The 24,473-nt window shown below is 68.0% G+C and carries 37 protein-coding genes; all 37 read left to right on the top strand.

What is annotated here, in order from left to right:
- Window positions 1–68 precede the first annotated feature (68 nt).
- The 37 genes from ACIQVZ_RS16225 (at window position 69) to truA (ending at window position 24,442) form a co-directional block, all read left to right on the top strand.
- On the top strand, window positions 69–1,403 hold the full coding sequence (locus tag ACIQVZ_RS16225) for a hypothetical protein (protein ID WP_400330294.1): 1,335 nt from the start codon (window positions 69–71) through the stop codon (window positions 1,401–1,403).
- A gap of 103 nt (window positions 1,404–1,506) precedes the next feature.
- Window positions 1,507–2,196 carry a glycosyltransferase family 2 protein gene (locus tag ACIQVZ_RS16220; RefSeq protein ID WP_063348961.1) on the top strand — a complete coding sequence of 230 codons (690 nt, stop codon included), beginning with the start codon at window positions 1,507–1,509 and terminating at the stop codon, window positions 2,194–2,196.
- A complete protein-coding gene (locus tag ACIQVZ_RS16215; RefSeq protein WP_063348962.1) occupies window positions 2,193–2,570 on the top strand; it encodes a DUF2304 domain-containing protein in 378 nt (125 codons plus the stop codon). The genes ACIQVZ_RS16220 and ACIQVZ_RS16215 overlap by 4 nt, the downstream gene beginning before the upstream one ends.
- Window positions 2,571–3,000: 430 nt before the next feature.
- Complete coding sequence (locus ACIQVZ_RS16210) at window positions 3,001–3,894, top strand: glycosyltransferase (protein WP_350877102.1); 894 nt, start codon at window positions 3,001–3,003, stop codon at window positions 3,892–3,894.
- A gap of 331 nt (window positions 3,895–4,225) precedes the next feature.
- Window positions 4,226–6,046: a hypothetical protein gene (locus ACIQVZ_RS16205; RefSeq protein ID WP_350877104.1), complete on the top strand. Its 1,821-nt coding sequence runs from the start codon at window positions 4,226–4,228 to the stop codon at window positions 6,044–6,046.
- A gap of 419 nt (window positions 6,047–6,465) precedes the next feature.
- Complete coding sequence (rpsJ, locus tag ACIQVZ_RS16200; protein ID WP_012785157.1) at window positions 6,466–6,774, top strand: 30S ribosomal protein S10; 309 nt, start codon at window positions 6,466–6,468, stop codon at window positions 6,772–6,774.
- A gap of 14 nt (window positions 6,775–6,788) precedes the next feature.
- Window positions 6,789–7,436, top strand: a complete 648-nt coding sequence (rplC, locus tag ACIQVZ_RS16195; RefSeq protein ID WP_327677876.1) for a 50S ribosomal protein L3 — start codon at window positions 6,789–6,791, stop codon at window positions 7,434–7,436.
- Between the two features lie 4 nt (window positions 7,437–7,440).
- Window positions 7,441–8,118 (top strand): 50S ribosomal protein L4, encoded by a 678-nt coding sequence (gene rplD / locus ACIQVZ_RS16190; protein ID WP_350877106.1) that lies wholly within the window; start codon window positions 7,441–7,443, stop codon window positions 8,116–8,118.
- Window positions 8,118–8,438 carry a 50S ribosomal protein L23 gene (rplW, locus tag ACIQVZ_RS16185; protein ID WP_063348967.1) on the top strand — a complete coding sequence of 107 codons (321 nt, stop codon included), beginning with the start codon at window positions 8,118–8,120 and terminating at the stop codon, window positions 8,436–8,438. The genes rplD and rplW overlap by 1 nt, the downstream gene beginning before the upstream one ends.
- A 43-nt stretch (window positions 8,439–8,481) precedes the next feature.
- On the top strand, window positions 8,482–9,318 hold the full coding sequence (gene rplB / locus ACIQVZ_RS16180; RefSeq protein WP_063348968.1) for a 50S ribosomal protein L2: 837 nt from the start codon (window positions 8,482–8,484) through the stop codon (window positions 9,316–9,318).
- 11 nt (window positions 9,319–9,329) lie between these two features.
- Window positions 9,330–9,611: a 30S ribosomal protein S19 gene (gene rpsS, locus ACIQVZ_RS16175; protein ID WP_030055821.1), complete on the top strand. Its 282-nt coding sequence runs from the start codon at window positions 9,330–9,332 to the stop codon at window positions 9,609–9,611.
- Between the two features lie 50 nt (window positions 9,612–9,661).
- Window positions 9,662–10,009 carry a 50S ribosomal protein L22 gene (gene rplV, locus ACIQVZ_RS16170; RefSeq protein ID WP_030055822.1) on the top strand — a complete coding sequence of 116 codons (348 nt, stop codon included), beginning with the start codon at window positions 9,662–9,664 and terminating at the stop codon, window positions 10,007–10,009.
- Entirely contained in the window at window positions 10,009–10,833 is an 825-nt protein-coding gene (gene rpsC, locus ACIQVZ_RS16165) for a 30S ribosomal protein S3 (RefSeq protein ID WP_350877110.1), read from the top strand. Before rplV ends, rpsC begins: the two co-directional genes overlap by 1 nt.
- 5 nt (window positions 10,834–10,838) lie before the next feature.
- On the top strand, window positions 10,839–11,258 hold the full coding sequence (gene rplP / locus ACIQVZ_RS16160; protein ID WP_030055824.1) for a 50S ribosomal protein L16: 420 nt from the start codon (window positions 10,839–10,841) through the stop codon (window positions 11,256–11,258).
- A complete protein-coding gene (gene rpmC / locus ACIQVZ_RS16155) occupies window positions 11,258–11,482 on the top strand; it encodes a 50S ribosomal protein L29 (RefSeq protein WP_063348970.1) in 225 nt (74 codons plus the stop codon). Before rplP ends, rpmC begins: the two co-directional genes overlap by 1 nt.
- Window positions 11,482–11,754, top strand: coding sequence for a 30S ribosomal protein S17 (rpsQ, locus tag ACIQVZ_RS16150; RefSeq protein WP_030055826.1), 273 nt, complete (start codon window positions 11,482–11,484; stop codon window positions 11,752–11,754). The genes rpmC and rpsQ overlap by 1 nt, the downstream gene beginning before the upstream one ends.
- Window positions 11,755–11,856: 102 nt before the next feature.
- Window positions 11,857–12,228 (top strand): 50S ribosomal protein L14, encoded by a 372-nt coding sequence (gene rplN, locus ACIQVZ_RS16145; RefSeq protein WP_030393301.1) that lies wholly within the window; start codon window positions 11,857–11,859, stop codon window positions 12,226–12,228.
- 15 nt (window positions 12,229–12,243) lie between these two features.
- Window positions 12,244–12,555 carry a 50S ribosomal protein L24 gene (gene rplX, locus ACIQVZ_RS16140; protein WP_030055828.1) on the top strand — a complete coding sequence of 104 codons (312 nt, stop codon included), beginning with the start codon at window positions 12,244–12,246 and terminating at the stop codon, window positions 12,553–12,555.
- Window positions 12,555–13,124 (top strand): 50S ribosomal protein L5, encoded by a 570-nt coding sequence (gene rplE / locus ACIQVZ_RS16135; RefSeq protein ID WP_030393302.1) that lies wholly within the window; start codon window positions 12,555–12,557, stop codon window positions 13,122–13,124. Before rplX ends, rplE begins: the two co-directional genes overlap by 1 nt.
- A gap of 4 nt (window positions 13,125–13,128) precedes the next feature.
- Window positions 13,129–13,314, top strand: coding sequence for a type Z 30S ribosomal protein S14 (locus tag ACIQVZ_RS16130; RefSeq protein ID WP_030393303.1), 186 nt, complete (start codon window positions 13,129–13,131; stop codon window positions 13,312–13,314).
- 268 nt (window positions 13,315–13,582) lie between these two features.
- The gene (gene rpsH, locus ACIQVZ_RS16125; RefSeq protein ID WP_030055831.1) at window positions 13,583–13,990 is read left to right on the top strand and encodes a 30S ribosomal protein S8; all 408 of its coding nucleotides are present in this window, start codon (window positions 13,583–13,585) and stop codon (window positions 13,988–13,990) included.
- Between the two features lie 22 nt (window positions 13,991–14,012).
- On the top strand, window positions 14,013–14,552 hold the full coding sequence (gene rplF / locus ACIQVZ_RS16120; RefSeq protein WP_030055832.1) for a 50S ribosomal protein L6: 540 nt from the start codon (window positions 14,013–14,015) through the stop codon (window positions 14,550–14,552).
- A gap of 3 nt (window positions 14,553–14,555) precedes the next feature.
- Window positions 14,556–14,939: a 50S ribosomal protein L18 gene (gene rplR / locus ACIQVZ_RS16115; protein ID WP_030280785.1), complete on the top strand. Its 384-nt coding sequence runs from the start codon at window positions 14,556–14,558 to the stop codon at window positions 14,937–14,939.
- Window positions 14,940–14,987: 48 nt separating this feature from the next.
- Window positions 14,988–15,611 (top strand): 30S ribosomal protein S5, encoded by a 624-nt coding sequence (gene rpsE, locus ACIQVZ_RS16110; RefSeq protein ID WP_030055834.1) that lies wholly within the window; start codon window positions 14,988–14,990, stop codon window positions 15,609–15,611.
- On the top strand, window positions 15,611–15,793 hold the full coding sequence (gene rpmD / locus ACIQVZ_RS16105) for a 50S ribosomal protein L30 (protein ID WP_030055835.1): 183 nt from the start codon (window positions 15,611–15,613) through the stop codon (window positions 15,791–15,793). The genes rpsE and rpmD overlap by 1 nt, the downstream gene beginning before the upstream one ends.
- Window positions 15,794–15,795: 2 nt before the next feature.
- Entirely contained in the window at window positions 15,796–16,248 is a 453-nt protein-coding gene (rplO, locus tag ACIQVZ_RS16100; RefSeq protein ID WP_255752515.1) for a 50S ribosomal protein L15, read from the top strand.
- A 322-nt stretch (window positions 16,249–16,570) separates the two neighbouring features.
- Window positions 16,571–17,881, top strand: coding sequence for a preprotein translocase subunit SecY (gene secY, locus ACIQVZ_RS16095; protein WP_350877114.1), 1,311 nt, complete (start codon window positions 16,571–16,573; stop codon window positions 17,879–17,881).
- Entirely contained in the window at window positions 17,881–18,534 is a 654-nt protein-coding gene (locus ACIQVZ_RS16090; protein WP_350877116.1) for an adenylate kinase, read from the top strand. The genes secY and ACIQVZ_RS16090 overlap by 1 nt, the downstream gene beginning before the upstream one ends.
- Window positions 18,535–18,642: 108 nt before the next feature.
- Window positions 18,643–19,482 (top strand): type I methionyl aminopeptidase, encoded by an 840-nt coding sequence (map, locus tag ACIQVZ_RS16085; RefSeq protein WP_063348975.1) that lies wholly within the window; start codon window positions 18,643–18,645, stop codon window positions 19,480–19,482.
- Window positions 19,483–19,634: 152 nt separating this feature from the next.
- Window positions 19,635–20,060 (top strand): large conductance mechanosensitive channel protein MscL, encoded by a 426-nt coding sequence (gene mscL / locus ACIQVZ_RS16080; RefSeq protein WP_350877119.1) that lies wholly within the window; start codon window positions 19,635–19,637, stop codon window positions 20,058–20,060.
- Between the two features lie 205 nt (window positions 20,061–20,265).
- Window positions 20,266–20,487, top strand: coding sequence for a translation initiation factor IF-1 (gene infA, locus ACIQVZ_RS16075; protein WP_014047798.1), 222 nt, complete (start codon window positions 20,266–20,268; stop codon window positions 20,485–20,487).
- A gap of 32 nt (window positions 20,488–20,519) precedes the next feature.
- Entirely contained in the window at window positions 20,520–20,633 is a 114-nt protein-coding gene (rpmJ, locus tag ACIQVZ_RS16070) for a 50S ribosomal protein L36 (protein ID WP_003956441.1), read from the top strand.
- 178 nt (window positions 20,634–20,811) lie between these two features.
- A complete protein-coding gene (gene rpsM / locus ACIQVZ_RS16065) occupies window positions 20,812–21,192 on the top strand; it encodes a 30S ribosomal protein S13 (protein WP_148644398.1) in 381 nt (126 codons plus the stop codon).
- A 72-nt stretch (window positions 21,193–21,264) separates the two neighbouring features.
- The gene (gene rpsK, locus ACIQVZ_RS16060) at window positions 21,265–21,672 is read left to right on the top strand and encodes a 30S ribosomal protein S11 (RefSeq protein ID WP_030232513.1); all 408 of its coding nucleotides are present in this window, start codon (window positions 21,265–21,267) and stop codon (window positions 21,670–21,672) included.
- A gap of 146 nt (window positions 21,673–21,818) precedes the next feature.
- Entirely contained in the window at window positions 21,819–22,841 is a 1,023-nt protein-coding gene (locus ACIQVZ_RS16055) for a DNA-directed RNA polymerase subunit alpha (protein ID WP_030232516.1), read from the top strand.
- Between the two features lie 127 nt (window positions 22,842–22,968).
- Window positions 22,969–23,454: a 50S ribosomal protein L17 gene (rplQ, locus tag ACIQVZ_RS16050; RefSeq protein WP_350877122.1), complete on the top strand. Its 486-nt coding sequence runs from the start codon at window positions 22,969–22,971 to the stop codon at window positions 23,452–23,454.
- 76 nt (window positions 23,455–23,530) lie between these two features.
- Window positions 23,531–24,442 carry a tRNA pseudouridine(38-40) synthase TruA gene (gene truA / locus ACIQVZ_RS16045; RefSeq protein ID WP_350877124.1) on the top strand — a complete coding sequence of 304 codons (912 nt, stop codon included), beginning with the start codon at window positions 23,531–23,533 and terminating at the stop codon, window positions 24,440–24,442.
- Window positions 24,443–24,473 lie beyond the last annotated feature (31 nt).

Below are 24,473 nucleotides of genomic sequence, written 5' to 3'. Positions count from 1 at the left end.
CGCACGGCCTGGCCGGCCTCGTGCGGAGACGTGTGGCAAGGTCGGCCGGTTAATTCGGTGATCATGTGATGAAGAACCCGATCGCCAAGCTGCTCGGGGTGCTACCCCCGGGGGCCCGGCTCGTGGTCGGTGGGACGGTCGTGCTCGGCGCCTCGGCGTACGTCTACATGGCGCTCGTGGGCTACAGCCTGGGCACGGCCGGTGCGGCCAGGGTGACGATGCTCTGGACGATCGTGATGTCCGTCGGGTGGGGTCTGTTCCAGCCCGTCGAACTGGAGCTGACGCGGCTGGTCGCCGCCCGCAAGGTGTCCGGGGCGGGGGCACTGCCCGCGGTACGGCGGATGCTGCTGCTCGCCCTGGCGATCCTGGCCGCGGCCTGCGCCGTGCTGGCGGCCGCCGCCGGCCCGATCGCCGACCAGCTGTTCGGCGGCGACCGGACCCTCGTGGTGGCCCTCGCCGGCGGCATGGCGGGCCTCGCGGTGAGCTCGGTCTCCCGCGGTGCGCTGGCCGGCCTCGGGCTGTTCGGCCCCTACGGCACCCAGCTGGCCGTCGACGGTGCCCTGCGCATCGGGCTGGCCGCGCTGACCGCCGTCCTCGGGCTGCACTCGGCGCTGGCCTTCGGCCTGATCCTGGTGGTCGCCCCGGTCGCCGCCTCGCTGATCGGCCTGCGCGGCATCCTCGCCGACCGCGCCCCCGGGCCGGAGGTGTCCTGGCGCCAGCTCACCAGCGGGCTCGGCCTGCTGATCGGCTCCGTGATGCTCAGCCAGCTGGTGGTGAACGCGACCGTCGTGTGCGTGCGCCTGCTCGCGCCGAAGCACTCCGAGGCGTCCGACGCCCTGGTCTTCGCCCTCGGCCAGGCCGTGGTGATGGCCCGCGTGCCGCTCTTCGCCTACAGCGCCCTCCAGGCCTCCATGGTCTCCGCGCTCTCGGGTGCCACCGCGGCCGGCGACCACGCCGAGTTCCGCAAGGTGCTGACCCGTACCACGGCGATCGTCGCCGCCATGTGCATCGGCGGCGGGCTGCCGGTGATCGCGCTCGGCGCCTGGCTCAACCCGCTGCTCTTCAACGCCAAGGACCTGCTCAACCCGCTGGACTTCACCTGGCTCGTCCTCGGCACGCTCTGCTACGTCCTCGCGACGGTATTCGGCCAGGCGCTGATGTCGAGCGCCCAGCATCGCCGACAGCTGGTGGGCTGGACGGCCGGTTCCGTAGCATTGGTTGCGGTCGCCCTCTCCCCGGGTGACGTCGGTCTCCGTGCCGAGCTCGCGTACCTGGCCGGCGCGCTGGTCAGCGCCGTCCTGATGCTGTGGGCGCTGTACCGCGCGTTCCCCTCCCGCCCCGCCGCCTCCGGGCACTCCGGGCTGGACAGCAGGAGCGCGGCCGAACCGCTGCGGACCTCGTGACGGTGGGGGACCGGACTGTGATTGGCCGACGACGCCCGTGATCACCACCGACAGACAGACCGAGGCACGCGACGCCGTGCCGTTCGCCAAGCATGGAGCCCCTGTGTCCGACTATGACAACGTCTGGCTGGTGATCCCGGCCTACAACGAAGGCCAGGTGATCGCCGAGGTCGTGGAGGGGGCACGCAAGACCTTCCCCAACATCGTGGTGATCGACGACGGCTGCACCGACGACACGGCGAAGCACGTCATGACGACCGGCGCCCACCTGGTGCGGCACCCGGTCAACCTGGGCCAGGGCGCGGCGCTGCAGACCGGCCTGAAGTACGCGCTGGAGCAGGAGGGCGCCGAGTACTTCGCCACCTTCGACGCGGACGGCCAGCACCAGACCGCCGACGTGGAGAAGATGGTGGCGCTGCTGCGCCAGGACGAGGCCGACATCGTGCTCGGCTCCCGCTTCATCGAGCAGACCGGCCAGGTGCCGTGGATCAAGCGGGTCGTGCTCCGCACCGCCGCCGCGGTCAGCCCGACCGCCCGCAAGCTCAAGCTCACCGACGCGCACAACGGTCTGCGCGTGATGAACCGGGAGGCGGCCAGCCGCATCCGGATCACCATGAACGGCATGGCCCACGCTTCGGAGATCGTCTCCTTCCTCGCCGGCTCGGACCTCCGGGTGGCCGAGGTGCCGGTGGACATCCTCTACACCGACTACTCGCGCGCCAAGGGCCAGTCCCTGATCAACGGCGTGAACATCCTCTTCGACATCTCGCTGCGGGAGCGTAACCGCCGATGAATCACCTCTGGATCCAGCTGATCCTCGTCCTGGCCGCCGTGGGCATGGCCCTCTTGTTCGTCCGGCGCTGGGACGCCGCGAACACCCGGGCGTGGAAGCGCATCGCCTTCTCGCTCTTCGTCGTCGCCAACGTCATCGCGATCCTGTGGCCGGCCGGCGTGACCAAGCTGGCCACCGCGCTGGGCGTCGGCCGTGGCACGGACCTGGTGCTCTACCTGATGGTCATCGCCATGGGCTTCCTGACGCTCAACACCTACCTGCGCTTCCGGTCGCTGGAGAAGAAGCTCACCGACCTGGCCCGTACGGTCGCCATCACCGAGGGCGTCCGTCACAACAACGACCGCCTCGACGCTCCGGTCGGCTCCGACCACTGATCGCGCTCCACGCGACAGGGCAGCGGACTTGAGGGCCGGCACCCCCGACGGGGTGCCGGCCCTCAGTCGTGCGTGCGGGTGGGCGCGCCGCCGGAGAGGCCGGCGAACGGTCCCGTCGGCCACCGGGTCGAACGGTGACGCCCGTTCATCCGTTGTCAAAGAGGGGGCACCAATGCGTGCCGCCTTTTTGGGCTCCGGAAAATCCGGACATTACCGAGTTCATTCATCCACCGGCCGCCCGGTGGACGTATTTCTTTGTGCCAGAATTCCCGATCGGCGGCCTCTGCGCACCCGGTTTCCGCCCCCCGGCGCCGGTGTGGGCCGACCGGCTGACGCACGGGCCCGGCAAAGCTGGTTGACTTGGGGCGCCCGCTGGCCGCGGCCGGGCGGCACCGAAGCGTGATCCAGGACCAGGAGGTGCGGCGCCGTCATGAGCGTCGATTTCGTCATCCCGTACTACGGCGATCCGGAGTACCTGTTCGCCACCATCGACAGCATCCGGGCCCAGCACCAGCAGGACTGGCGGCTGACCGTCGTGGACGACCAGTACCCGGGCTTCCGGGCGCCCCAGTACATCGAGAGCCTGAACGACGAGCGGATCCGGTACATCCGCAACGCGGAGCGGCTGGGCCCCAACGGCAACACCTACAAGGCCTCCACCCTGGCCGAGCGCGAGTTCGTCTCGATGATGGGCGCCGACGACCTGCTGGAGCCCGACTACCTGGACGTCGTCCTGGAGCGCCTGCGGGCCGACCCGAACGCGATCGCGGTCCAGCCGGGCGTGCGGGTGATGGACAGCGACGGGACCCTGGTGCCCTCGCTCGGCATCGGCGACAAGGTCAAGCGCCGGATCAGCGCGCCGGCCCGCAAGGCCGGGGTGATCAGCGGCGAGGCCGCGGTGAAGAGCCTGCTGTCCGGCAACTGGCTGTACACGCCGTCGCTCACCTACCGCCAGTCCGCGCTGTCGAAGATCCCGTACCGCCCGGACATCGACGCCATCCACGACCTGGCGTTCATGGTCGACATGCTGATGGAGGGCGGCAACCTGCTGGTCGACGAGCGCGAGGTGTTCCGCTACCGGCGCCACCAGGCCAGCGACTCCTCGAACCGGGTCAAGGACGGCAAGCGCTTCGACGAGGAGCTGCGGTACTACTCGCTGATCTCCAAGGAACTGCGCGCCAAGGGCTGGAACAACGCCGCGCGCTCGGCCGACCTGCACCTGTCGTCCCGCCTGCACGCCCTGATGGTCGCCGCCGGCCGGCTCGGCGCGGGTGACTTCTCCCACGCCGGCGCCATGGTCGGCCGCGCGGTCCGCAGCAGCTGACCGGAGCTGTCCGAGGGCGGTACCGGCAGCCGGCCGGACGCCCCCGGGCCACGGCGCCCCGAGGCGCCCGGCCGAATTCGACGGGGCGGGAGTAAGCGCTTCGGTCGGCCGCTGGGCTCTAGATGGGTGAGGGGGTGCTCATGGGGAGCACCGACGACCGACCGGGCGGATCCTGCCGAACCACCACGCCCAAGCCCCGACACGGCCGGAACGGGGTCCTTGCCCGAGGCTTCGGCTTCTGGTAGGCGCCCTATGATGGCCGCTGATCGCCGGTCCACTGAGCCATTCTTCGCCACTCATCGGACGTGGCCACTGCACGGAAGTGACTGACATGACTGATCTGGCCACCAGCCCGGTCGGCGGCTCCAGCAAGGAGTCGCTCGAACCGGAGGGCGCGATCGCGCCCCGCCCCGGACGGCTCGACGGCCTGCTGGAGCGTCCCTGGGCGGTCCGCTCGGCCGAGGCCCTGGTCTCGATCGTGGCGGCGCTCGGCTTCGCGCTGCTCTGCACCCGCATCGACGTCAACCCGCTGAACCGGGTGGGCCAGGTCAGCGGTCTGGCCATGCTCCAGAAGTACGCCGCCATCGTGGGCCTGCCCATCCTGGCGGTGCTGCTGTACGCCGCCTACCGGGGCAGCCTGGCCCGGTACCAGCTGGCCCAGCGCCTGGTCTGCGCGGCCGTCGCCGGTCTTGCCACCGGCGCGGTCGCGGGCGGGATCGCGGTGGCGCTGAACGGCACCCAGTGGGGCCTCGGCGGTCAGGAGGGCGACCCGGGCAACCTCATGGGCATGGCCAACGACATGCTGCGCGGCAAGGGCCTGCCCGGCGTCTACCCGCCCGGCTTCCCGGCGCTGCTGGCGGTCTGGTCGAAGCTGTTCTACGGCGGCGTCGGCGGCGTCGGCTACGCCATGAAGGACGTCCAGCTGATCTGCAGCGCGCTGGTCGGCCCGATGGCGTACCTCTCCTGGCGGCTGATGCTGCGGCCGGTCTGGGCGCTGCTGATCGCCGTCCCGTCGGCGATCCTCTTCCTCGACCCGATCCGGCCGTACAGCCACGTCACGATGCTGGTCATGGTGCCGATGCTGGCCGCCGCCCTGCGGGAGCTCCGCCGGTCGCACGAGCTGTCGACCCGGTCCACGGTGCTGCGCGGCCTCGGCTTCGGCGTCTCGTTCGGCCTGATGTTCCTCTGGTACTCGGGCTGGTTCGTCTGGGCCGCGCCCGGCGTCCTCGTCCTGGCGCTGTTCGTCGTCCCGTGGCGCCAGGGCGCCGCCCGGGTCAAGCGGGTGCTGCTGTTCCTCGGCGTGACGCTGGTGAGCGCCGGCGTGGTCGGCTCGCCGCTGCTGTACGAGCTTGTGAGGCTGGGCGCCCAGGCCAAGGACCGGTACGCGTACCTCTCGGTGTACATCGACCCGGCGTACATCATGGGCTGGGCCTCGGACCGCAACGGCGACCTGAACTACCACGACTTCCCGTTGCGCGGTGAGCTCGCCGGGCAGAGCGCCTACACCCTGCTGCTGCTCGCCGGGGTCGCGCTGGCGCTGGGCCTCGGGCTGCGCAGCATCACCGTCCGGACCGTGACGGCCACCCTGGTCAGCGCCTGGCTGCTGCGTTTCTGGTTCGCTTCCCAGATGGCCCAGACGAAGTCCATCCAGCTGTACCCGCGGACGACCTGGATCATCCTGTACGCGCTGATGATCCTCGCGGTGCTCGGCCTGATGTTCCTCGTCCAGCGGGGCGCGGGCTGGCTGCGCACGGTGCAGCGGGTCGGCACCGACGGGCGGCCGGCGCCGCTGACCCTGCGGCCCGCGGTCACCGGCCGGCTGGTCGCCGGCGCGGTCTGCGCGGTGGCGCTGTTCGCCACCATGGCGGCCTCCTGGTCGGCGGACCGCTACATGCCGACCACCAAGCCCGAGTACGTGCCGGTCGCCGGGGCCAAGGGCATCGACATGGGCGCGGACGCCTGGCGCGCGCACATCCTGGTGAACCGCGACGGCAAGTGCCCGAAGTACGACCCGGCCGGGCCGACCGACTGCGCGCCGGTGAACAAGGACCTCAAGGAGTACAACAACGAGCCCGACAAGGGCCAGCTGTGGTGCGCCAACGTGACCGGTGACGAGTGGGCGCTGACCTGCGGGAGCAAGCGACCCTGGTGACACGGGTCCGCGGCGGTGGGCGCCGCGGCTGAGGACGGTCACCCGATCGGGGCCGGTGAGGGCGACCTCACCGGCCCCGATTGGCATCTGGGCTGCTCCATGTGGCAGTATGTCCAAGTTGCTCGGTTGAGTTGCCGATGCTGCGCGCCTCCCGCCGGGAGGACTGGAAGCGAGTCCCAGGTATTCGTCGTTCCCGTGATGGCCGTTAAGCGTGAAGTCGACGCCACGGCAGCTGCGGGGCGAAAGTACGGGAATCTTCCGGGAAGCGTATGCGGGGCCTCGACCCGGCCCCCCACCCCGAAAGTTTGAAACCGACGAGTTGTTCGCCGGTTTTTTGCAAGCGCGAGAGCGACACGCCCGAGCGCGGGGGTCGGAGGGTGGTCGTGCAGTGACTAAGGACAAAGGACTACTGAGTAGCCATGGCGGGACAGAAGATCCGCATCCGGCTCAAGGCCTACGACCACGAGGTCATCGATTCCTCGGCGAAGAAGATCGTCGAGACGGTGATCCGTACTGGTGCGCAGGTCGCGGGCCCGGTGCCGCTGCCCACTGAGAAGAACGTGTACTGCGTCATCCGCTCGCCGCACAAGTACAAGGACTCGCGCGAGCACTTCGAGATGCGTACTCACAAGCGTCTGATCGACATCCTCGACCCCACGCCGAAGACGGTTGACTCGCTCATGCGTCTCGACCTGCCGGCTGGCGTCGACATCGAGATCAAGCTCTGAGAGGCGCACCGAAGATGGCTAAGCAGATTAAGGGCATCCTGGGCGAGAAGCTCGGCATGACCCAGGTCTGGGACGAGAACAACCGGATCGTTCCGGTGACCGTCGTCAAGGCTGGGCCCAATGTCGTGACCCAGGTCCACACCGCTGACAGTCCGGCCGGCTACGACGCCGTCCAGATCGGCTTCGGCGAGATCGACCCCCGCAAGGTGAACAAGCCCCTCGCGGGCCACTTCGCCAAGGCCGGTGTCACCCCGCGCCGCCACCTGGTCGAGCTCCGTACCACGGACGCGTCCGAGTACACCCTCGGCCAGGAGATCACCGCGGAGCTGTTCGAGGCGGGTGTCAAGGTCGACGTGACCGGCACCTCCAAGGGCAAGGGCTTCGCCGGTGTCATGAAGCGCCACAACTTCCGGGGCCTCGGCGCCGGTCACGGTGTGCAGCGCAAGCACCGCTCGCCCGGCTCGATCGGTGGCTGCGCCACCCCGGGTCGCGTGTTCAAGGGCGTGAGGATGGCCGGCCGGATGGGCCACGAGCGTGTGACCACCCAGAACCTGACCATCCATGCCGTTGACGCGGAGAAGGGGCTGCTCCTGATCAAGGGCGCAATCCCGGGCCCGAACGGCGGCCTCGTCCTCGTCCGCACTGCGGCGAAGGGGCTGTGAGGATATGAGCACCATTGACATCCTGTCGCCCTCGGGCGACAAGACCGGTAGCCTCGAGCTGCCGGCCGAGATCTTCGACGCGAAGGTCAGCGTTCCGCTGATGCACCAGGTCGTCGTGGCGCAGCTCGCTGCGGCCCGTCAGGGCACCCACAAGACCAAGACTCGCGCCGAGGTCCGCGGTGGCGGCAAGAAGCCGTACCGCCAGAAGGGCACCGGCCGCGCCCGTCAGGGCTCGACCCGCGCCCCGCAGTTCGCCGGCGGTGGCGTCGTGCACGGTCCCGTGCCGCGCGACTACTCGCAGCGGACCCCGAAGAAGATGATCGCCGCCGCCCTGCGCGGTGCGCTCACCGACCGGGCCCGCCACAACCGCATCCACGTCGTCACCGACGTGATCGCGGCCGAGGCGCCGTCGACCAAGGCCGCCAAGGGTCTGTTCGGCAAGATCACCGAGCGCAAGAACATCCTCCTCGTCGTCGAGCGTGCCGACGAGCTGGGTCTGAAGAGCGCCCGCAACCTGCCGCACGTGCACATCCTGGACGCCGGTCAGCTGAACACCTACGACGTGCTCGTCTCCGACGATGTGGTCTTCACCCAGGCCGCCTTCGAGCGTTTCGTGGCGGGTCCCGCCGCGTCCGCCAAGGCCGTGGCTGCTGAGGGCGAGCTCGAAGGGAGCGCCGCCTGATGGCTGCAGAGATCACGAGCAAGACGTTCACGGACCCCCGTGACGTCCTGGTGAAGCCGGTCATCTCGGAGAAGAGCTACTCGCTCCTCGACGAGAACAAGTACACGTTCGTCGTGTCGCCCGGTGCCAACAAGACCCAGATCAAGCAGGCCGTCGAGGCGGTCTTCTCGGTCAAGGTCGAGTCCGTCAACACGCTCAACCGTCAGGGCAAGCGCAAGCGCTCCAAGACGGGCTTTGGCAAGCGCAAGGACACCAAGCGCGCCATCGTGACGCTGGCTGAGGGCAACCGCATCGACATCTTCGGTGGTCCGGTCTCCTAACGGAGATCGTGATCGTCGATAAGGACGAGGACGAGAGAGCCAAATGGGCATCCGCAAGTACAAGCCGACTACGCCGGGCCGTCGTGGCTCCAGCGTGGCCGACTTCGTAGAGATCACGCGGTCCACGCCGGAGAAGTCGCTGGTTCGCCCCCTGCACAGCAAGGGCGGCCGTAACAACGCCGGTCGGATCACCGTTCGCCACCAGGGTGGCGGTCACAAGCGCGCCTACCGCGTGATCGACTTCCGTCGTCACGACAAGGACGGCGTGCCGGCCAAGGTCGCGCACATCGAGTACGACCCCAACCGCACCGCGCGCATCGCGCTCCTGCACTACGCGGACGGCGAGAAGCGCTACATCATCGCGCCGCGCGGTATCGCGCAGGGTGACCGGATCGAGAACGGCGCTGGCGCCGACATCAAGCCGGGCAACAACCTGCCGCTTCGCAACATCCCGGTCGGTACCACCATCCACGCGGTGGAGCTGCGTCCCGGTGGCGGTGCCAAGATGGCCCGCTCCGCCGGTGCCGGCATCCAGCTGCTGGCGCGTGAGGGCAAGATGGCGCACCTGCGCATGCCCTCCGGTGAGATCCGCCTGGTGGACGCGCGCTGCCGCGCCACCGTCGGTGAGGTCGGCAACGCCGAGCAGTCGAACATCAACTGGGGCAAGGCCGGCCGTATGCGCTGGAAGGGCGTTCGCCCGACCGTGCGTGGTGTCGCCATGAACCCGATCGACCACCCGCACGGTGGTGGTGAGGGTAAGACCTCTGGTGGCCGCCACCCGGTCTCGCCGTGGGGCCAGAAGGAGGGTCGCACTCGTAGCCCGAAGAAGGCTTCGAACGCCCTCATCGTGCGCCGCCGCAAGACCAACAAGAAGCGCTAGGAGCAGGTCAGATGCCGCGCAGTCTCAAGAAGGGCCCCTTCATCGACGGCCACCTTCTCAAGAAGGTGGACGCGCAGAACGAGGCGGGTACCCAGAACGTCATCAAGACCTGGTCCCGTCGCTCCGTGATCTTCCCGGCCATGCTCGGCCACACGATCGCGGTGCACGATGGCCGTAAGCACGTCCCGGTGTTCGTCACCGAGTCGATGGTCGGCCACAAGCTCGGCGAGTTCGCGCCGACGCGTACCTTCCGCGGTCACGTCAAGGACGACCGCAAGTCGAAGCGTCGCTAGTCGCCAGCGAGATTACCGACTCAATGACTTACACCAGCAAGGGGACAACCATGGAAGCCAGGGCCCAGGCGCGGTACATCCGCGTCACGCCCATGAAGGCCCGCCGCGTGGTGGACCTCATCCGTGGCCTGCCGGCCACGGAGGCCCAGGCCGTCCTGCGTTTCGCTCCGCAGGCCGCCACCGTGCCCGTCGGCAAGGTGCTCGACAGCGCCATTGCCAACGCCGCGCACAACTACAACCACTCCAACGTGGACGACCTCGTCATCAGCGAGGCGTACGTTGACGAGGGCCCGACCCTGAAGCGGTTCCGTCCGCGTGCGCAGGGTCGTGCCTACCGGATCCGCAAGCGGACCAGCCACATCACCGTGGTCGTCAGCAGCAAGGAAGGGACCCGGTAATGGGCCAGAAGGTTAACCCGCACGGGTTCCGCCTCGGCATCAGCACGGACTTCAAGTCCCGCTGGTACGCCGACAAGCTGTACAAGGACTACGTCAAGGAAGACGTCGCCATTCGTCGCATGATGACGAAGGGCATGGAGCGCGCCGGCATCTCCAAGGTCGAGATCGAGCGCACCCGCGACCGCGTCCGCGTCGACATCCACACCGCTCGCCCCGGCATCGTCATCGGCCGCCGTGGCACCGAGGCCGACCGCATCCGCGGCGACCTCGAGAAGCTGACCGGCAAGCAGGTCCAGCTGAACATCCTCGAGGTCAAGAACCCCGAGCTGGACGCCCAGCTCGTGGCTCAGGGCGTCGCGGAGCAGCTGTCCTCCCGCGTCTCCTTCCGCCGTGCCATGCGCAAGTCGATGCAGGGCACCATGAAGTCCGGCGCCAAGGGCATCAAGGTTCAGTGCTCCGGTCGTCTCGGCGGCGCCGAGATGAGCCGGTCGGAGTTCTACCGCGAGGGCCGTGTGCCGCTGCACACCCTGCGCGCGAACGTCGACTACGGCTTCTTCGAGGCCAAGACGACCTTCGGCCGTATCGGCGTGAAGGTCTGGATCTACAAGGGCGACGTCAAGAACATCGCCGAGGTCCGCGCTGAGAACGCCGCTGCCCGCTCGGGCAACCGCCCGGCCCGTCCCGAGGGTGGTCGTCCCGCCCGCGGTGGCGAGCGCCGTGGTGGCGAGCGCGGTGGCCGCGGCCGTCGCCCCGCCGCGTCCGAGGCCCCCGCGGCCCCGGCCGCCGAGGCTCCGGCTGCCGAGAACACCGGAACGGAGGCCTGACTCCAATGCTGATCCCCCGTCGGGTCAAGCACCGCAAGCAGCACCACCCCAAGCGCCGTGGCGCTGCCAAGGGTGGCACCGAGCTCGCCTTCGGCGAGTACGGCATCCAGGCCGTCACCCCGGCCTACGTGACGAACCGGCAGATCGAGTCCGCTCGTATCGCCGTCACCCGTCACATCAAGCGTGGCGGCAAGGTCTGGATCAACATCTACCCGGACCGTCCGCTCACCAAGAAGCCGGCCGAGACCCGCATGGGTTCCGGTAAGGGTTCGCCCGAGTGGTGGATCGCGAACGTGCACCCGGGTCGGGTCATGTTCGAGCTGTCGTACCCCAACGAGAAGGTGGCTCGTGAGGCGCTGACCCGCGCTGCTCACAAGCTCCCGATGAAGTGCCGGATCATCCGGCGCGAGGCAGGTGAGAGCTGATGTCGGCCGGCACCAAGGCTGCTGACCTCCGCGAGCTGGACAACGAGGGTCTCGTTGCCAAGCTCCGTGAGGCCAAGGAGGAGCTGTTCAACCTCCGCTTCCAGGCGGCGACCGGGCAGCTCGACAACCACGGACGGCTCAAGCTCGTCCGTAAGGACATCGCGCGGATCTACACCCTGATGCGCGAGCGCGAGCTGGGCATCGAGACGGTGGAGAACGCCTGATGACTGAGAACACCAACGAGACGCGCGGTTTCCGCAAGACCCGTGAGGGTCTCGTCGTCAGCGACAAGATGGACAAGACCGTCGTCGTCGCCGTCGAGGACCGCGTCAAGCACGCTCTGTACGGCAAGGTCATCCGCCGTACGAACAAGCTGAAGGCGCACGACGAGGCGAACGCCTGCGGCATCGGCGACCGGGTCCTCCTGGCGGAGACCCGCCCGCTGTCCGCGACGAAGCGCTGGCGCGTCGTCGAGATCCTCGAGAAGGCCAAGTAACGAAGTTGATGCGGTACGGCCGTATGTGCACCAGGCCCCTCGTGGGCGCTGGTGTGAGCAGCGGCCGGCCCGTCAGCTCTCGTTGACGATCAGGAGAAAGCTGTGATCCAGCAGGAGTCGCGACTGCGTGTCGCCGACAACACGGGCGCGAAGGAAATCCTTTGCATCCGCGTTCTCGGTGGCTCCGGTCGTCGCTACGCCGGCATCGGGGACGTCATCGTCGCGACCGTCAAGGACGCGATCCCCGGCGGTTCGGTGAAGAAGGGTGACGTCGTCAAGTGCGTCGTCGTCCGTACCGTGAAGTCGCGTCGTCGTCCGGATGGCTCGTACATCCGCTTCGACGAGAACGCCGCGGTCGTTCTGAAGAACACCGATGGTGACCCCCGTGGTACCCGCATCTTCGGCCCGGTGGGCCGCGAGCTGCGTGACAAGAAGTTCATGAAGATCATCTCGCTTGCGCCGGAGGTGCTCTAACTCATGGCGAACAGCATGAAGATCAAGAAGGGTGACCTGGTTCAGGTCATCACCGGCAAGGACCGCGGCAAGCAGGGCAAGGTCATCCAGGCCATGCCCGCCGAGAACAAGGTCCTGGTCGAGGGTGTGAACCGGGTCAAGAAGCACACCAAGCCGGGCCCGGGCACTCAGGGTGGCATCGTCACCGTCGAGGCCCCGGTGCACGTCTCCAACGTCCAGCTGGTCGTGGAGAAGGACGGCAAGAAGGTCGTCACCCGCGTTGGCTACCGCTTCGATGACGAGGGCAACAAGATCCGCGTTGCCAAGCGAACCGGTGAGGACATCTGATGTCTGAGACGACTGTTGAGAAGGTGACCCCCCGTCTCAAGGAGCGTTACAACTCCGAGATCAAGGGTCAGCTGCAGGAGCAGTTCTCGTACGAGAACGTCATGCTGACGCCCGGCCTGGTCAAGGTCGTCGTCAACATGGGTGTCGGCGAGGCCGCCCGTGACAGCAAGCTGATCGAGGGCGCGATCCGCGACCTCACCGCCATCACCGGTCAGAAGCCGGCGGTGACGAAGGCTCGCAAGTCCATCGCGCAGTTCAAGCTGCGTGAGGGCCAGCCGATCGGCACCCACGTCACCCTCCGCGGTGACCGCATGTGGGAGTTCCTGGACCGTCTGGTGTCGCTGGCCCTGCCGCGTATCCGTGACTTCCGTGGTCTCTCCCCGAAGCAGTTCGACGGCCGTGGCAACTACACCTTCGGTCTGACCGAGCAGGTCATGTTCCACGAGATCGACCAGGACAAGGTCGACCGTCAGCGCGGTATGGACATCACCGTCGTGACCACCGCCCAGACCGACGACGAGGGCCGGGCGCTCCTGCGCGCTCTGGGCTTCCCGTTCAAGGAGGCGTAACCACATGGCGAAGAAGTCCCTCATCGCGAAGGCCGAGCGCAAGCCGAAGTTCGGCGTCCGGGCCTACACCCGGTGCCAGCGCTGCGGCCGTCCGCACTCGGTGTACCGCAAGTTCGGCCTCTGCCGTGTCTGCCTTCGTGAGATGGCGCACCGCGGCGAGCTGCCGGGCGTGACCAAGAGCTCCTGGTAACCAGGACCTCGCGGTAACGCCATAGCGAAGCAGGTGTGCCCGACCCCACAGAGCCCCTTTTTGGGGCTGCGTACGGAATCCCGTAGGGTAGTGAGGTCGGGCCCCCTGTCGCGGTGGCTCCATAGCTGCCGTCGACCCTCTTCGGAGGGCTCGCACCCAGTCTTACGACGCCGCAGGTCCCCTGCGTCTGTGCCCCTGCCGCACTCCTCGGAGTGCGGCGGGGGGACCTGGCGCGGAGAAACCACGGCGAGAGAGGCCTGAGGCCATCATGACCATGACCGACCCCATCGCAGACATGCTCACGCGTCTGCGTAACGCTAACTCGGCGTACCACGACTCCGTGGCGATGCCGGCCAGCAAGATCAAGGCGCACGTCGCCGAGATCCTGCAGCAGGAGGGGTACATCTCCTCCTACAAGGTTGAGGAGCCCGTTGAGGGCGAGGTCGGCAAGAAGCTGACCATCGAGCTCAAGTTCGGTCCCAACCGTGAGCGCTCGATCGCTGGCATCAAGCGGATCAGCAAGCCGGGCCTGCGGGTCTACGCAAAGTCCACCAACCTGCCGAAGGTGCTCGGCGGCCTGGGCGTGGCGATCATCTCCACGTCCTCGGGTCTCCTCACCGACAAGCAGGCCGCCAAGAAGGGCGTAGGCGGAGAAGTTCTCGCCTACGTCTGGTAATTCGGGAAACGGAGGTACAGCAATGTCGCGCATTGGACGGCTGCCCATCCAGGTCCCCGCTGGCGTGGACGTCACCATCGATGGCCAGGCGGTCTCGGTGAAGGGCCCCAAGGGCTCCCTCACCCACGTTGTCGCCGCGCCGATCGAGATCGGTAAGGGCGAGGACGGCACGCTGCTCGTCACCCGCCCCAACGACGAGCGTCTGTCGAAGGCCCTGCACGGCCTTTCCCGCACGCTGGTGGCGAACATGATCACCGGCGTGACCGCGGGCTACCGCAAGTCGCTGGAGATCAGCGGTGTCGGCTACCGAGTTCTGGCGAAGGGCTCCGACATGGAGTTCCAGCTGGGCTACAGCCACCCGATCCTGGTCGAGGCCCCCGAGGGCATTTCCTTCGTCGTCGAGTCGGCCACCAAGTTCCACGTGGACGGCATCGACAAGCAGAAGGTCGGCGAGGTCGCCGCGAAGATCCGCAAGCTGCGCAAGCCCGACCCGTACAAGGCCAAGGGCGTCAAGTACGCGGGCGAGGTCATCCGCCGCAAGGTCGGAAAGAGTGGTAAGTAAGCGATGAGCGTCTCTGTCAAGATCGGCAAGGGCAACGCCTACAAGAGCGCCGCTCGCAAGCGCCGCGCGATCCGCGTTCGCAAGCGCGTCGTCGGCACCGAGGTGCGTCCGCGCCTCGTCGTGACGCGCTCGAACCGTCACATGGTCGCCCAGGTCATCGACGACGCCAAGGGTCATACCCTGGCGTCGGCGTCCACCCTCGACGTGTCCATCAAGGGCGCCGAGGGCGACAAGACCGAGCTGGCCAAGAAGGTCGGGAGCCTGGTCGCCGAGCGCGCCAAGGCCGCCGGCATCGAGTCGGTCGTCTTCGACCGCGCGGGCAACCGGTACGCCGGCCGCATCGCCGCCCTGGCGGACGCGGCTCGCGAGGCCGGGCTCGACTTCTAAGCCGCTCGTCGACTCAGTCGACGGACGTAATCGAGAGAGGTAATTCCAATGGCTGGACCCCAGCGCCGCGGTAGCGGCGCCGGCGGTGGCACCGGCGGTGGCGAGCGGCGCGACCGTAAGCGTGACGACCGGGGCAACGCCCCCGCCGTCGAGAAGACCGCTTACGTCGAGCGCGTTGTCGCGATCAACCGTGTCGCCAAGGTTGTCAAGGGTGGTCGTCGTTTCAGCTTCACCGCGCTGGTCGTGGTGGGCGACGGTGACGGCACCGTGGGTGTCGGTTACGGGAAGGCGAAGGAGGTTCCGGCCGCCATCGCCAAGGGTGTTGAGGAGGCCAAGAAGAACTTCTTCAAGGTCCCCCGTATCCAGGGCACCATCCCGCACCCGATCCAGGGTGAGAAGGCCGCCGGCGTCGTGCTCCTGAAGCCCGCCGCCCCCGGTACCGGTGTTATCGCCGGTGGTCCGGTGCGCGCCGTCCTGGAGTGCGCCGGCATTCACGACATCCTGTCGAAGTCGCTCGGCTCGGACAACGCGATCAACATCGTGCACGCCACCGTGGCTGCTCTGAAGGGCCTCGTGCGCCCCGAGGAGATCGCCGCTCGTCGTGGCCTGCCGCTGGAGGACGTGGCCCCCGCCGCTCTGCTGCGGGCGCGTGCTGCAGGGGTGAGCGCCTGATGGCTCGCCTGAAGATCACGCAGACCAAGTCGTACATCGGCAGCAAGCAGAATCACCGTGACACCCTGCGTTCGCTTGGTCTCAAGCGCATGCACGACGTCGTGGTGAAGGAGGACCGTCCCGAGATCCGCGGGATGGCCCACACGGTCCGTCACCTGGTGACGGTTGAGGAGGTGGACTGATCATGGGCGACAACCCGATCAAGATCCACAACCTGCGTCCCGCCCCGGGTGCCAAGACCGACAAGATCCGCGTGGGTCGTGGTGAGGGCTCCAAGGGTAAGACCGCCGGTCGTGGTACCAAGGGCACCAAGGCCCGCTACCAGGTTCCGCAGCGCTTCGAGGGTGGCCAGATGCCGCTCCACATGCGCCTGCCGAAGCTGAAGGGCTTCAAGAACCCGTTCAAGATCACGTTCCAGGTCGTCAACCTCGACAAGCTGGCCGAGCTCTACCCGCAGGGTGGAGAGGTCACCGTCGAGGACCTGGTCGCCAAGGGCGCGGTTCGCAAGAACTCCCTCGTCAAGGTGCTCGGCACCGGCGAGATCTCGGTTGCGCTGCAGGTGACGGTCGACGCCGTCTCCGGCTCCGCCGCCGAGAAGATCACCGCCGCCGGCGGTACCGTCACCGAGCTCGTCTGAGCCCGCTGACTTCCGTGCGAGCCCCGCACCTCCTTCGGGAGGTGCGGGGCTCGCGCGTTTTCCGGACATCGCGTTTTCCGGGCATTCCGTTGACGTGTCCTCGTTCTTTTGTGTGGCAAACCCGGGCATCCCGTACCCCGTGAGTGGGGGAGGGGCGGTACGCGCTTCTTCCGAGTGGCTGCGCACTGTTAGAGTCCGTGGAGTTCCCTTGTAGGCTGCGCGTAGGCTCGCCTGTGCCGTCTGTACGGGAGCCCGTACCGCCAAAACTCCCATTCAGGACCGACCCTCCCGCCGACGACGCGCGGGAGGCGCAGGAGGCACCGTGCTCAGTGCGTTCGCGCGGGCGTTCCAGACGCCCGACCTGCGCAAGAAGCTGCTGTTCACGCTGGGCATCATGGTGCTGTTCCGCCTGGGCTCGCACATTCCGATCCCCGGCGTGAGTTTCACGGCCGTGAACGAGTGTGTGAAGGACACCAAGAACAACGGCCTCTTCGGGCTGGTCAACCTGTTCAGTGGTGGCGCGCTCCTCCAGCTGACGATCTTCGCGCTCGGCATCATGCCGTACATCACCGCGAGCATCATCCTCCAGCTCCTCACGGTCGTGATCCCGCGACTGGAAGCGCTGAAGAAGGAGGGCCAGGCCGGCCAGACGAAGATCACCCAGTACACCCGCTACCTGACCATCGCGCTCGCCGTGCTCCAGGGCACCGGCATCGTGGCGACGGCCTCCAGCGGCGCACTGTTCTCCGGCTGCCCCGTGGGCAACCAGATCGTCCCGGACACGAGCGTGTTCCGGATCGCCGTCATGGTGATCACGATGACCGCCGGCACCACGGTGATCATGTGGCTGGGCGAGCTGATCACGGACCGCGGCATCGGCAACGGCATGTCGCTGCTGATCTTCACCTCGATCGCCGCGCAGTTCCCGTCCTCGATGTGGGCGATCAAGGGCTCCGGCACCATCGGTGGCGGCTGGGTCGAGTTCCTGTCCGTGGTCGCGGTCGGCATCATCGTCGTGATGCTGGTCATCTTCGTGGAGCAGGCCCAGCGCCGGATCCCGGTGCAGTACGCGAAGCGGATGATCGGCCGGCGGGCGTTCGGCGGCACGTCGACCTACATCCCGCTCAAGGTGAACCAGGCCGGTGTCATCCCGGTCATCTTCGCCTCGTCGCTGCTGTACATCCCGGCCCTGGTGGTCCAGCTGACCGGTAGCCAGTCGGGCTGGGCGGTGTGGATCACCCAGCACTTCGTCAAGGGCGACCACCCGATCTACATGGCGACCTACTTCCTGCTGATCGTCTTCTTCGCCTTCTTCTACGTCGCGATCTCCTTCAACCCCGAAGAAGTTGCCGACAATATGAAGAAGTATGGTGGCTTCATCCCGGGCATCCGGGCCGGCCGACCGACGGCCGAGTACCTGAACTACGTGCTGACCCGAATCACGTGGCCGGGTTCGCTCTACCTGGGCCTGATCGCGTTGATCCCGATGATCGCCCTGGTCGCCTTCGGACAGCAGACCAACTTCCCGTTCGGCGGCACCAGCGTGCTCATCGTCGTCGGCGTCGGACTCGAAACTGTGAAGCAGATCGAGAGCCAGCTCCAGCAGCGCAATTACGAAGGGTTCCTCCGCTGATGCGTATCGTCCTCGTTGGTCCTCCCGGGGCCGGGAAGGGTACTCAGGCGCACCTGCTCGCCAAGACCCTGTCCATTCCCCACATCTCCACCGGCGACCTGTTCCGCGCCAACATCGGTCAGGGCACCCCGCTGGGGCTCGAGGCCAAGAGCTACATGGACGCGGGCCGCCTGGTGCCGGATGAGGTCACCATCGGGATGGCCAAGGACCGCATGCTCCAGGAGGACGCCGCCGGCGGCTTCCTGCTCGACGGCTTCCCCCGCAACCTCGGCCAGGCCAAGGCGCTCGACGAGTTCCTCGCCGAGCAGGGGATCAAGCTGGACGGCGTGCTGGACCTGGAGGTCCCCGAGGACGAGGTGGTCCGGCGGATCGCCGGCCGCCGCCTGTGCCGCAACGACGGGGGCCACGTCTTCCACGTGGACTACAACCCGCCGAAGGCCGAGGGCGTCTGCGACGAGTGCGGCGGCGAGCTGTACCAGCGCTCGGACGACACCGAGGACAAGGTGCGGACCCGGCTGGAGGTCTACCACACGGAGACCGAGCCGATCATCGACTACTACGCCCAGCAGGGCCTGGTGGCGACCATCTCGGCCCTCGGCAAGGTGGACGAGGTCACCCGCCGCGCGATCGAGGCGCTGAAGCAGGACAACTGAGTTTCCCGGCGACGCCGTACGGCCGCGCTCCCCGATCCCGGGCGGCGCGGCCGTACGGCGTCGTACGGTGGTAGGCAGTGGCAAACAGAACGTGGAAGGCGTGACCAGATGGTGGAGATCAAGACCCCCGAGCAGATCGCGAAGATGCGAGCGGCCGGGCTGGTCGTCGCCGAGGCGCTGAAGGCCTGCCGGGAGGCGGTCGCCCCGGGGGTGACCACCCAGGAGCTCAACGACATCGCGGACAAGGTCATCACCGATCACGGTGCGACCTCCAACTTCCGCGCCGACCACGGCGGCCTGTGGTTCCCCGGGGTGATCTGCGCCTCGGTGAACAACGAGGTCGTGCACGGCATCCCCGGTGACCGGGTGCTCCAGGAGGGCGACGTCATCTCGATCGACTGCGGCGCCATCCTGGACGGCTGGCACGGCGACGCGGCGATCACCGTGGCGGTCGGCGAGGTGCGCCCCGAGGTCGAGATGCTGAGCCGGGTGACCGAGGGCTCGATGTGGGCCGGCATCGCCCAGATGAAGAAGAACAACCGCCTGGTCGACGTCTCCAAGGCGATCGAGGGCTTCATCCGCCGCCAGCCGCTGCCCCCCAAGGGCAAGTGGGGCATCACCGAGGGCTACGGCGGCCACGGCATCGGCACCGCGATGCACATGGAGCCGCACGTGCTGAACTACGTCGAGCGCGGCCGCGGCAAGGGCCCGAAGCTGATCCCCGGCACCGTGCTGGCGATCGAGCCGATGGTCTCGCTGGGCACCCCGCACACCGCCGTGCTGGAGGACGACTGGACGGTCGTCACCAACGACGGCACCTGGGCCTCGCACTGGGAGCACTCGGTGGCCGTCACCGAGCAGGGCCCGCTGGTCCTGACGGCCTTCGACGGCGGCAAGGCGGAGCTCGCGAAGCTGGGCATCACCGCTGCCCCGGACCCGCTTGGCTAGTCTCGTGGCGGTCGGCCGAGCGGCCAACTTCCGCTGCTGACAAGGGATCAGGGCCCTGGGGGTTTGGACCTCCAGGGCTTTTGTCCTATTTTTATCGGCTGGCAGTGGCTTCAGTAGCGGCTTCGGCGGCTTCGATCGATCGGGAGAGTGCAGTGCTCAAGGGATTCCGCGACTTCATGATGCGCGGCAACGTCGTCGACATGGCGGTCGGTGTCGTCATCGGTGCCGCGTTCACCGGGGTGGTGACCGGCTTCGTGTCGGCCTTCCTCACCCCGCTGGTCGGCGTGGTGGTGGGCGCGGCCGGCGACTTCAGCTCGTACAAGGCGACGGTGGCCGGGGTCACCTTCCCGTACGGCCAGTTCCTCAACGTGCTGATCGCCTTCGTGATGACCGCGGCGGTGCTGTACTTCTGCGTCGTGCTGCCGGTCACCAAGGCGACCGCGCGGTACCTGCCGAAGAAGGTGAAGACCCCCAAGCGGCCCTGCCCCGAGTGCCTGACCGAGATCCCCGAGGCCGCCCGCCGCTGCGCGGCCTGCACCGCCCACGTCGAGCCGCTGACCGTCACCGCCGGGTTCTGACCCGCCGGGACCAGCCGGGACGTCACGGTGGCTGCCTTCGGGGGACCTCGTTTTGGCCCACCGGACGCGCTGGCGTAGGATGGACCGTCGGCTCACTCGTAGCGTGCTTCAGCACGCCCTCTTCCCTTCGGGGGCGGGGTGAACCCAGGTTCGCACGAGCGTGCCGCATACGGTAGCCGGTCCCGGAAGGTGGATCTCGCAGTTCATGGCTAAGAAGCAAGGCGCCATTGAGATCGAGGGCACCGTGATCGAGTCTCTTCCGAACGCGATGTTCAGGGTCGAGCTGCAGAACGGTCACAAGGTCCTCGCGCACATCAGTGGCAAGATGCGCATGCACTACATCCGCATCCTGCCGGACGACCGGGTCGTCGTGGAGCTCAGCCCCTACGACCTCACGCGCGGGCGGATCGTCTACCGCTACAAGTAAGAACGTCAGATCTAGACCCGGAGAACCTGAACATGAAGGTCAAGCCGAGCGTCAAGAAGATCTGCGACAAGTGCAAGGTGATCCGCCGCCACGGCCGGGTCATGGTGATCTGCGACAACCTGCGCCACAAGCAGCGCCAGGGCTGATCTCTCCCCAGCATTTCTCGTAGTACTTCGCGCGACGCGAAAACGTCATAAGCGGGCTACCCGATCCGTCCCCACGAAGGGACGGACTGCCACCCCCGGTCAGAGGCCGGGGCTCCATCGTCGAGAGGCGAAGGAGTAGGTAGCACGCAAGACCTCTGAAAAAGCACAGGAGCCTTGAATGGCACGCCTCGCCGGCGTTGATCTCCCCCGTGAGAAGCGGATCGAGATCGCCCTTACCTACGTGTACGGCATCGGCCGTACCCGCGCCCAGCAGACCCTGGCCGAGACCGGTGTCAACCCGGATGTCCGCGTTCGCGACATCACCGAGGAAGACCTCGTGAAGCTGGGCCAGTACATCGACGCCAACTACACGGTCGAGGGTGACCTCCGCCGTGAGGTGGCCGCCGACATCCGCCGCAAGGTCGAGATCGGCTGCTACGAGGGTCTGCGTCACCGCCGCGGCCTGCCGGTCCGCGGTCAGCGCACCCACACCAACGCGCGTACCCGCAAGGGCCCGCGTCGCGCGATCGCCGGCAAGAAGAAGCCGGGCAAGAAGTAGTCCGTCCCGTCACCGGACATCCCTCCGGCCCGCGGGTCAGCGGACCGACCACCTCAGTAGGAGAACAGACTTATGCCCCCCAAGGGTCGTCAGGCTGCCGGCGCGAAGAAGATCCGCCGCAAGGAAAAGAAGAACGTCGCTCACGGCCACGCGCACATCAAGAGCACGTTCAACAACACCATCGTTTCGATCACCGACCCCGCGGGCAACGTGATCTCCTGGGCCTCCGCCGGTCACGTCGGCTTCAAGGGCTCGCGCAAGTCCACCCCGTTCGCCGCGCAGATGGCCGCCGAGGCCGCTGCCCGTCGCGCGCAGGAGCACGGCATGCGCAAGGTTGACGTCTTCGTCAAGGGTCCGGGCTCCGGCCGCGAGACCGCGATCCGCTCGCTCCAGGCCACCGGCCTGGAGGTCGGCTCGATCCAGGACGTCACCCCCACCCCGCACAACGGCTGCCGTCCGCCGAAGCGCCGCCGCGTCTGACGCAGCGCCTTCGGGCTCGCAGTACCTGCTTTGAACCTTCGTACGGGGTCCCACGCGGTGATTCGTCGCTGTTCGCGGGACCCCGTACGCTTGGTCCTGTCGGCATCAAATAGTGGGTGCCGAAGACAACTGGAGGAATACCCCCCATGCTTATCGCTCAGCGCCCCTCGCTGACCGAAGAGGTCGTCGACGAGTTCCGCTCGCGGTTCGTGATCGAGCCGCTGGAGCCGGGCTTCGGCTACACCCTCGGCAACTCCCTGCGCCGCACGCTCCTGTCGTCGATCCCGGGTGCCGCTGTCACCAGCATCCGCGTCGACGGCGTCCTGCACGAGTTCACCACCGTGCCGGGCGTCAAGGAGGACGTGACCGACCTCATCCTCAACATCAAGCAGCTGGTCGTCTCCTCGGAGCACGACGAGCCGGTCGTGATGTACCTGCGCAAGCAGGGCCCGGGTGTCGTCACCGCCGCCGACATCGCCCCGCCGGCGGGTGTCGAGGTGCACAACCCGGAGCTGGTCCTCGCCACGCTGAACGGCAAGGGCAAGCTGGAGATGGAGCTGACCGTCGAGCGCGGTCGCGGCTACGTCTCCGCCGTCCAGAACAAGGCCTCCGGCCAGGAGATCGGCCGCATCCCGGTCGACTCGATCTACAGCCCCGTGCTGAAGGTCACCTACAAGGTCGAGGCCACCCGTGTCGAGCAGCGGACCGACTTCGACAAGCTGATCGTCGACGTCGAGACCAAGCCCGCCATGCGTCCGCGTGACGCCATGGCCTCGGCCGGCAAGACCCTGGTGGAGCTGTTCGGTCTCGCCCGCGAGCTGAACATCGACGCCGAGGGCATCGACATGGGCCCGTCCCCGACGGACGCCGCCCTGGCCGCCGACCTGGCGCTGCCGATCGAGGAGCTGGAACTCACCGTCCGCTCCTACAACTGCCTCAAGCGCGAGGGCATCCACACCGTGGGTGAGCTCGTCGCCCGCTCCGAGGCCGACCTGCTCGACATCCGCAACTTCGGTGCGAAGTCGATCGACGAGGTCAAGGCGAAGCTGGCCGGCATGGGCCTGGCCCTCAAGGACAGCCCGCCCGGGTTCGACCCGACCGCCGCCGCCGACGCCTTCGGCGCCGACGACCTGGACGACGCGGGTTACGCCGAGACCGAGCAGTACTAAGAGATTTGGCCGCGGGGGCGGTTCCACCGAACCGCCCCCGTCGTCGTGAAAGTCGTCCGGGCAACAGTGCCCGGACGCCCGCTGCGGTACCTGATACGGCCGTAGTCGGAGATTCAAGGAGTCATCCATGCCGCGTCCCACCAAGGGTGCCCGCCTCGGCGGCGGCCCGCACCACGAGCCGCTGCTGCTCGCCGGTCTGTGCCGGGAGCTGTTCCAGTACGGCCGCATCACCACGACCGAGGCCAAGGCCCGTCGGATGCGCCCGCTGGCGGAGAAGCTGATCACCAAGGCGAAGAAGGGCGACATCCACAACCGTCGCCTGGTGCGCAAGACGATCACCGACATCGCCGTGCTGCACACCCTCTTCACCGAGATCGCGCCGCGCTACGAGAACCGCCCGGGTGGTTACACCCGTATCACCAAGATCGGTCCCCGTCGTGGCGACAACGCCCCGATGGCCGTGATCGAGCTGGTCGAGGCGCTCACCGTCGCGCAGACCGCCGTCGGCGAGGCCGAGGGCGCCACCAAGCGCGCCGTCAAGGAGGCCGAGGCCAAGGTCGAGGCTCCGGCCGACGCCAAGGCCGACGAGGCCGTCGAGGCCGAGCAGGCCTGACACCGCTAGGTGTGGTCACGGGCCCGCTCTCCCATCCGTGGGGGAGCGGGCCCGTTCCTTCTGTCTGGAGTGGATTGTGGTCAACGATTGCGCCGAGCAGCCGCCGGTGAAGGACGGCCCGGCCGACGGGTTCGTCCGGGTCCGGCTCGATCTCGCCTACCAGGGCGCCGAGTTCTCCGGTTGGGCCCGCCAGCGCGGCGGCCGCCGGACGGTCCAGGAGGAGATCGAGAGCGCGCTGCGGATCGTCACCCGCAGCCCCGAGCTGTTCCCGCTGACCGTGGCCGGGCGCACCGACGCCGGGGTGCACGCCCGCGGCCAGGTCGCGCACGTCGACCTGCCGGCCGAGCTGTGGGAGGCGCACCGCGAGAAGCTGCTGCGCCGGCTGGCCGGCCGGCTGCCCGGGGACATCCGGATCTACCGGGTCGGCGAGGCGCCGGCCGGGTTCGACGCCCGCTTCTCGGCGATCTGGCGCCGCTACGCCTACCGGGTCGCCGACCACCCCGGCGGGGTCGACCCGCTGCTGCGCGGGCACGTGCTCTGGCACGACCGCCCGCTGGACGTCGACCGGATGAACGAGGCCGCGAAGCTGCTGCTCGGCGAGCACGACTTCGCCGCGTACTGCAAGAAGCGCGAGGGCGCCACCACCATCCGCACCCTGCTGGAGCTGCACTGGGACCGCGTCCCGGTGGACTCCTACGCCTCCCAGGAGGGCTCGCTGGCGGTCGCCACCGTCCGCGCCGACGCGTTCTGCCACAACATGGTCCGGGCGCTGGTCGGGGCGATGCTGCTGGTCGGCGACGGGCACCGGCCGGTGGAGTTCCCCGGCGAGGTGCTGGCCGGCGGGGTCCGCAACTCGGCCGTCAACGTGATCCGGCCGTACGGGCTCACCCTTGAGGAAGTCGGCTACCCGGCGGACGACCAGCTCGCCGAGCGCAACCGCCAGGCCAGGCGGCTGCGCACACTGCCCGGTCAGCCGCCCGTCGGGTAATCCGTTTGGGCCGGGCGCGTCGGCTTGGGAC

This window comes from Kitasatospora sp. NPDC098663, assembly GCF_044760075.1.
In the GTDB taxonomy this organism is placed as follows: domain Bacteria; phylum Actinomycetota; class Actinomycetes; order Streptomycetales; family Streptomycetaceae; genus Kitasatospora.
This window is presented reverse-complemented; position numbering and strand designations above follow the sequence as displayed.